Origin of the sequence: Streptomyces olivaceus, from assembly GCF_000721235.1 — a bacterium.
GTDB lineage: Bacteria > Actinomycetota > Actinomycetes > Streptomycetales > Streptomycetaceae > Streptomyces > Streptomyces olivaceus.
This window is the reverse complement of sequence record NZ_JOFH01000082.1, coordinates 1-5,525: the sequence shown is the minus strand read 5'-3', so window position 1 is coordinate 5,525 and position 5,525 is coordinate 1. Positions and strand designations below refer to the sequence as shown.

At 75.3% G+C, this 5,525-nt stretch carries 2 protein-coding genes; both read right to left on the bottom strand.

From position 1 onward, the window contains the following. On the bottom strand, positions 1-4,698 hold a 4,698-nt coding region (locus IG94_RS43935; protein WP_043485724.1), incomplete at its 3' end, for a type I polyketide synthase. Between the two features lie 85 nt (positions 4,699-4,783). Next, positions 4,784-5,525: acyl carrier protein (locus IG94_RS39335; protein WP_211269727.1), on the bottom strand; the 742-nt coding region annotated here is incomplete at its 5' end.

Genomic DNA, 5,525 nt, shown 5'->3' with positions numbered 1-5,525 from the left:
AGCCGCATGCACCAACACCGACTCACCCGACCGCACACCCGCCACATCCACCAACGCATAGAACGCCGTCACAAAAGCCACCGGCACCGACGCCGCCTCAACGAACGACCACCCCTCCGGCACCCCCACCACCACCCGCTCATCCACCACGGTGGACGAGCCGAACCAGTCGCCGCCCAGCCCCATGACCCGGTCGCCGACGGCCACGCCGGTCACGCCGGGGCCGATCTCGGTGACGACACCGGCGCCTTCGCTGCCCATGCGCGCGCTCTCCGCGTCGGGGTAGGTGCCCAGCGAGATCAGCACGTCGCGGAAGTTGACGCCGGCTGCCCGGACGTCGACGCGTATGTCGCGCTCGCCGAGCGGCCGGGCCGCCGCCGTCTCCGGAGCCGGGGCGATCCCGTCGAGCGCGGCTCCGGGGGTGGTCCGCAACCGCCACGGTGTGTCGGGGAGTTCGGGGGTGTCCGGTACCGCGGTGAGTCGCGGGACGAGGGCCTCGCCCCGCCGGAGCGCCAGTTGCGGTTCCCCGGTGCCGAGGGCGGAGGCCAGGGCGGCGAGTGAGCCCGGGTCGTGGTCGAGGTCGGCCAGGACGAACCGGCCGGGGTGTTCCGACTGCGCGGAACGCACCAGGCCCCAGACCGGCGTGGCCGCGAGGCCCGGCACGCCCTCGCCCGGCCCCGCCGCGACGGCTCCCCGGGTGAGCAGCACCAGCTTGGCGCCGGTGGCGGCGAACTCCTCGTGGGCCAGCCAGGACTGCACGAGGTCCAGCGCGCGCCCGGCGGCGGCCAGCGCCTCCTGCGCCGTGTCCCCTTCGGCGCCGGCCGGGAGTGCCGGGCCCTGGGCCGTGCTCGCCAGCACGTATGCCGGTGCCGGGCACCGGCCGTCGGCCAACTGCTCGGCCAGGCCGGTCAGATCGTCATGGCGTGACGTGCCGGCGTCGAGCCCGGCACCGGGGATCTCCGGGCCGACGAACGCGAGCACCGGTGCGGCCGCGGGCTCCGTGCCGGCGGCCGGCACCGGTACGGGGGTCCAGTGCACACGGTGCAGGGTGCCCGCGCCCCGGCCGGCCGCCGTGCCGGCGTCCTGGAGCGGGCGGGTCACCAGTGTGTCGGCGGATGCCACCGGCCGGCCCGCCTCGTCCGCCAGCAGCACCGACATGCCACCGCCGGTGACCGGCGTGAGCCGCACCCGCAGGCGCGACGCTCCGGTGGCGTACAGCGAGACACCGGTCCACAGGAACGGCAGTTCGACGGAGGTGAGGTCGTCCGCGCGGGCCGGCCAGGCGTGCAGGGCGGCGTCCAGCAGTGCCGGGTGCAGGCCGAATCCGTCGGCGGCGGCACGTGCCTCGTCGGGCAGGGTGACCTCGGCGTAGATTTCGTCGCCCCGGCTCCAGACGGTGCCGAGGCCGCGGAAGACCGGGCCGTAGGACAGTCCGGCGGCGGCGAGCCGCTCGTACAGCCCACTCGTGTCGACCTGCCGGGCGCCGTCGGCGGGGGGCCAGTTGTCGAGGCCGGCGGGTTCGTGCCGGTCGGGGGCGGCGGTGAGGGTGGCGCGGGCGTGCCGCGCCCAGACGCCCTCGGTGTCGCAGACGTACACGCCCACGGCACGGCGGCCGTCGCCGTCCTCGGGGCCGCCCACCATCACCTGGACGCGCAGAGCGCCGCGGTCGGCGGGGAGCACGACCGGCGTTTCGATGCTCAGTTCCTCCAGCCGGTCGCAGCCGACGGCGTCTGCCGCGCGCAGCACGGTCTCGACGAGGGCGCTGCCCGGGACGACCGCCCGGCCGCCCACCGTGTGGTCGGCCAGCCACGGGTGGGTGCGCAGTGACCAGCGGCCGGTGAACAAGTGGCCGTCGCAGTCGGGCAGGGGCACGCCCGCGTCGAGCAGCGGGTGCCCGACGGGTTCCATGCCGGTCGCGGCGGCGTCCACGACGGCGGACGTGCCGGAGTCGAGCCAGTGCCGGCGGCGCTGGAAGGCGTAGGTGGGCAGGTCGACGCGGACGGCTCCGGTCGCGTCGAACGCGCGGGACCAGTCCACCCGCGTTCCGGCGGCGTGGGCCTCGGCGAGGGACCTGAGCAGCCGGGGTTCGCCGCCGTCGCCGCGCCGCAGCGTCCCGACCACCGACGCGTCGCTGCCGTGGTCCTCGGCGGTCCGCTCCACGCCGGGGGTGAGCACGGGGTGGGGGCTGACTTCGACGAAGTGGCGGAAGCCCGCGTCGAGCAGGCCGCGCACGGTGTCCTCGAAGCGGACCTGGGAGCGGAGGTTGCGGTACCAGTACGCGGCGTCCAGCGTGGTCGTGTCGGCCTTCCCGGCGGTCACGGTGGAGTGGAACGGCACGTCGGAGGGGCGCGGGGACAAGCCGGACGCCGCCTTTTCGACCTCGGCGCGGATCTCCTCCATGTGGACCGAGTGGGAGGCGTAGTCGACCGGGATGCGGCGGGTGCGCACGCCGTCGGCCTCGTAGGCGGCCAGCAGCGCGTCCAGGGCGGCGGCGTCGCCGGAGACCACGACGTGCGAGGGGCCGTTGACCGCGGCGACGGACAGGGCGCCGCGGTGGGACTCGACGACGCGGCGCACGTCGTCCGCGGGTGCCGTGACGGAGGCCATGCCGCCGCGCCCGGCGACTGCCGTCAGCGCCCGGCTGCGCAGCGCCACCACCCGCGCCCCGTCCTCGAGGGTCAGCGCGCCCGCGACCACCGCGGCGGCGATCTCGCCCTGCGAGTGGCCCACGATCGCGGCCGGCCGGACGCCGTAGGACTGCCACACCTCGGCCAGCGACACCATGACCGCCCACAGCGCGGGTTGGACGACCTCCACCCGCTCCAGCGCCGCCTCGTCCCGCAGCGCTTCCAGCAGGGGGACGTCCAGATGGGGGGCGAGCGCCGCCGCGCACTCGTCCATGCGGCGCGCGAAGACCGGGGAGGCGTCGAGCAGTTCCACCGCCATACCGGTCCACTGCGACCCCTGGCCCGGGAAGACGAAGACGGGGCCGATCGAGTCGCGGACCGTGCCGGAGACGAGTGCGACGGGCTCCGCGCCGGACGCGTACTGCCGCAGCAGGTCCGCGCCCTCGGCCCGGTCCCGGGTGAGGAGTACGGCCCGGTGGTCGAAGGCGGTGCGCGCGGTGGCGAGCGTGAGGCCGATGTCGGCGGGCGTCCGGTCGGGGTGCGCCTCGGTGTGGGCGGCGAGCCGTGCGCACTGGTCACGCAGGGCGTCGGCGGACTTGGCCGACAGGACCCACGGCACCAGCGGGAGCGTCGGGGCGGTACGGGTCTCTTCGGGGGTCGGTGCCTCAGCCGTCCGGGGCTCTTCGGCGGCCGGTGCCTCTTCGAGGATGACGTGGGCGTTGGTGCCGCTGACGCCGAACGACGAGACACCGGCGCGGCGCGGCCGCTCGGCCCGGGGCCAGGGGACGGCCCGGGTGAGCAGGCGCAGGGTACCGGCGGACCAGTCGACGTGCGGGGACGGCTCGTCGGCGTGCAGGGTGCGCGGCAGCTCCTGGTGCCGCAGGCCGAGTACGGTCTTGATGATGCCCGCAACGCCGGCGGCGGCCTGCGTGTGCCCGATGTTCGACTTCACCGACCCCAGCCACAGCGGCCGCTCGGGATCACGCCCCTGCCCGTACGTCGCCAGCAGCGCCCCGGCCTCGATCGGATCACCCAGCTTCGTACCCGTACCGTGCGCCTCCACCACGTCCACGTCCGACCCGTCCAGCCCGGCGTCCGCCAACGCCGCCCGGATGACCTGTTGCTGCGCGGGACCGTTCGGAGCGGAGAGTCCGCTGCTGGCGCCGTCCTGGTTGACCGCCGTGCCGCGGACGACGGCGAGGACGCGGTGGCCGTTGCGGCGGGCGTCGGAGAGCCGTTCGAGGCAGAGCACGCCGGCGCCCTCCGCCGGGCCGAAGCCGTCGGCGGCGGCGGAGAACGGCTTGCACCGGCCGTCGGGGGCCAGGCCGCGCTGCCGGCTGAATCCCATGAAGGTGCCGAGCGTGGGCATGACGGTGGCACCGCCGGCGAGGGCGAGGCCGCACTCGCCCTGGCGGAGCGAGCGCACGGCCAGGTGCAGGGCGACGAGGGACGACGAGCAGGCGGTGTCCACCGTGACGGCGGGGCCCTGCAGTCCGAGCGTGTACGCGATGCGGCCGGAGACGACGCTGGTGGTGGTGCCGGTCATCAGGTGTCCCTCGATGCCGTCGGCGGCGTCCAGGGGCGGCCCGTAGTCGAGGGCGACGGCGCCGACGAACACTCCGGCGGCACGGCCCTTGAGGGAGGCGGGGTCGATGCCTGCCCGTTCCACGGCCTCCCAGGACGCTTCGAGGAGAAGGCGCTGCTGGGGGTCCATCGCGTCGGCCTCGCGCGGGGAGATGCCGAAGAAGTCGGCGTCGAAGTCGCCCGCGTCGTGCAGGAAGCCGCCTTCGCGGACGTAGGTGCGTCCGGGTGCGTCCGGGTCGGGGTCGTAGCGGGCGTCGAGGTCCCAGCCACGGTCGTCGGGGAACGGGGTGATGGCGTCGCTCCCCTCGCGGACCAGGTGCCAGAGGTCCTCGGGGGTGGCGACGCCGCCGGGGAAGCGGCAGGCCATGCCGACGACCGCGATCGGTTCGTGGGCCGCGGCCTCGATCTCGCGCAGCCGTCCCCGGGTGTCGTGCAGGTCGGCGGTCACCCGGCGCAGGTAGCCGAGGAGCTTGTCATCTTCCGGCATCAGGGCCTCACATGGTCTTGCCGCGGTGTCAGAGGTCGGACGGCGCGCACCTGGCCGCAGGGCGCCGGGGAGTGTGTCGTGGCGGTCAGTCGGAACCGAATTCCCGGTCGATGAAGTCGAAGAGTTCGTCGGCGTCCGCCGACTGCAGGTGCCCGGACACGTCGGACGCGTCGGACACGTCGGCCCCGGGGACGGCCGCCGCGGAGGCGGCACCGTGCGTCCCCCGTCGCGGTTCGGCGTCGGCATCGCCGGGTGCGCCTGCGGCGTCGTTCGCCGCCAGCGCTTCTTCGAGGTGCCGGGCGAGGCGGGTGGCGTCGGGATGGTCGAAGACCAGGGTCGCGGGCAGGGGCAGGCCGGTGTCGGTCTTGAGCCGGTTGCGCAGTTCGACCGCGGTGAGCGAGTCGATGCCGAGGTCCAGGAACCCCCGTTCGGCGGGGATCGCGGTGGCCGAGTCGTACCCCAGCACGGTCGCCGTGTGTTCCCGAACGGTGCGCAGCACCAGTTGCCGCCGTTCGTCGTCGCCGAGTCCCTCGAGTCGCGCCGGCAGGGAGGGGCCGTCCGGCTGCCCGCCGTCCCCGGCGGAGGCGACGGTGCGGCGACCGAGAGGCACGGAGGTGGGCCGGTGGTCGTGGGGCTTGTGGTCGCGCAGCATGGGCTGGGCGCCGTGGGCCCCGCCCGCGGCCAGGGCCCGGGGATCGAAACGCGCGGCCACGACCAGGCTGTCCGCCGACCGTTCGGCGGTGTCGAGGAGTCGCAGCCCGTCTTCCGTCGACATCGGCAGCACACCCATACGACGCATCCGCGCCAGATCCGACCGCTCCAGACCC